Genomic DNA, 2,200 nt, shown 5'->3' on the forward strand with positions numbered 1-2,200 from the left:
GCGGCTGCCGCGCGCAGGGCCTCCGCCGCGGGCGGGGTATTCGGCTTCATGTCCGTCATGAGAGATACGCCCCCTTATCCGCGCTGGTCACGAGCTTCGCGTAGCGGCTGAGCACGCCCGCGGTGTACTTCGGCGCGGGCGGCTGCCACGCGGCGCGACGGCGCGCGAGCTCCTCCTCGGAGACGCGCAGATCGAGCGTGCCCGCGTTGATGTCGATGTCGATGATGTCGCCCTCCTGCACGAGCGCGATGGGGCCGCCGGCCGCAGCCTCGGGCGAGACGTGGCCGATGCAGGGGCCCTTGCTCGCGCCGGAGAAGCGGCCGTCGGTGATGAGCGCCACGGAGCTCGCGAGCCCCATGCCGCAGATGGCCGAGGTGGGCGTGAGCATCTCGCGCATGCCCGGCCCGCCGGCCGGGCCCTCGTAGCGGATGACCACCACGTCGCCGGGCTTGATGGCGCCGCCGAAGATGGCCTCGCAGGCCGCCTCCTCGCTATCGAACACGCGCGCGGGGCCGGAGTGCACGTACATGGCGGGGTCGCAGGCGCTGCGCTTCACCACGCCGCAATCGGGCGCGAGCGTGCCGCGCATGACCTTGAGGCCGCCCTGCGCGCTGTAGGCGTTCTCCACCTCGCGCACGATCTCGCCGTCCGCCGGCGGGCAGGCGGCGACCCAGTCCGCCATGGTGCCGTGGCAGGTGAGCGCGCGCTCGTCGAGCAGGCCCGCGCGGCCGAGCACACCGATGATGGCGGGGATGCCGCCCACGGCGTTCAGGTCCTCGATGTGCAGGGGGCCGGCCGGCGCGATGCGCACGATGTTCGGCGTGCGCGCGGAGACCTCGTCCCAGTCCTGCATGGTGACGGGGCAGCCCGCCGCCTGCGCGATGGCGGTGAGGTGGAGCATGGTGTTCGTGGAGCCGCCGAAGGCCATGTCGAGCACCATGCCGTTGTAGATGGAGCGCTCGTTCAGGATGTCGAGCGCCGTCGTGCCCTGCTCGATGAGCTTCATCACCTGCATGCCGGTGCGCTTGGCCAGGCGGATGCGCTCCGAGTAGACCGCGGGCACCGTGCCGTTGCCGGGAAGCGCGAGGCCGAGCGCCTCGGCCAGGCAGCAGATGGAGTTCGCCGTGAACATGCCCGAACAGCTGCCGCAGGTGGGGCACGCCGTGTTCTCGAGCCACGCGCACTCCTCCGGCGTCATGGTGCCGGCCGTGACCTGGCCGACGGCGTCAAAGAGCGTGTTCAGATCCGTCTGGCAGCCATGCTTGTCGCGGCCGGCGAGCATGGGGCCGCCAGAGACGAGCATGGTAGGAATGTTCAGGCGTGCGGCCGCGATGAGCATGCCCGGCACGATCTTGTCGCAGCTGGGGATGAGCACCATGGCGTCGAACTGGTGCCCCTGGATGGCGCACTCGACGGAGTCCGCGATGACCTCGCGGCTCACCAGGCTGTAGTGCATGCCCTCGTGGTTCATGGCGATGCCGTCGCACACGCCGATGGTGTTGATCTGGAGCGGGGTGCCGCCGGCCATGCGGATGCCGGCCTTCACGGCGTCGGCGATCTGCTGGAGGTGCAGGTGGCCGGGAATGACCTCGTTTTGCGCGGAGACGACGGCGACGAGCGGGCGCTCGAGCTCCTCGTCGGTGAGACCGTCCGCCTTGAGCAGGCTCCGGTGCGGGGCGCGCGCCAGCCCCTTCTTCACGGCATCGCTACGCAGCTGCATGGGCTCCCTCGCTTTCCCGCGCAGGCGCTCAGGCCGGCGCGCTCGGTGATACCGATACCAGGAAATGCGAGGTCAGAGCGGATGGCTCGTCCTCGATGCCCGTGACGGGGGCTCCGGCGCGGCGTACTTGCGCGAGCCGGGCGTCGGGGGTCTCCCGCGCGGGCGCGCGCGTTCAGCCGAGCTGCTCGAGGGTGTGTTCCCGACCGTCCGCCGCGGGTTCTCACGCTCCCCCGCTCGCTGTGGGACGGCAGGCCGGTACTCGCCCTGTCATCGCATTTGCTGAGTTACAGAAGTATGCCGCGCGCACATCGCGGGACAGGGAGGTGAGACGGCCCTGAAACGCGCTCGTAACAGCCCCGCGCGCGAGCGGTCGGTTTCGCACGGCGAACGGTCGCTGCGAGTCATTGTGAGTCATTGGGGACGGGTTCGTTTGACTCGCTGAGTCATTGGGGACGGGTTCATCTGACTCAGTGAGTCATT

At 70.1% G+C, this 2,200-nt stretch carries 1 protein-coding gene; it reads right to left on the reverse strand.

Translation table 11 applies throughout. The features are described 5' to 3' along the window. Positions 1–55 precede the first annotated feature (55 nt). On the reverse strand, positions 56–1,720 hold the full coding sequence (ilvD, locus tag BN423_RS08380) for a dihydroxy-acid dehydratase (protein WP_019239807.1): 1,665 nt from the start codon (positions 1,718–1,720) through the stop codon (positions 56–58). Positions 1,721–2,200 lie beyond the last annotated feature (480 nt).

Origin of the sequence: Enorma timonensis, assembly GCF_000321165.1 — a bacterium.
Classification (GTDB): domain Bacteria; phylum Actinomycetota; class Coriobacteriia; order Coriobacteriales; family Coriobacteriaceae; genus Enorma.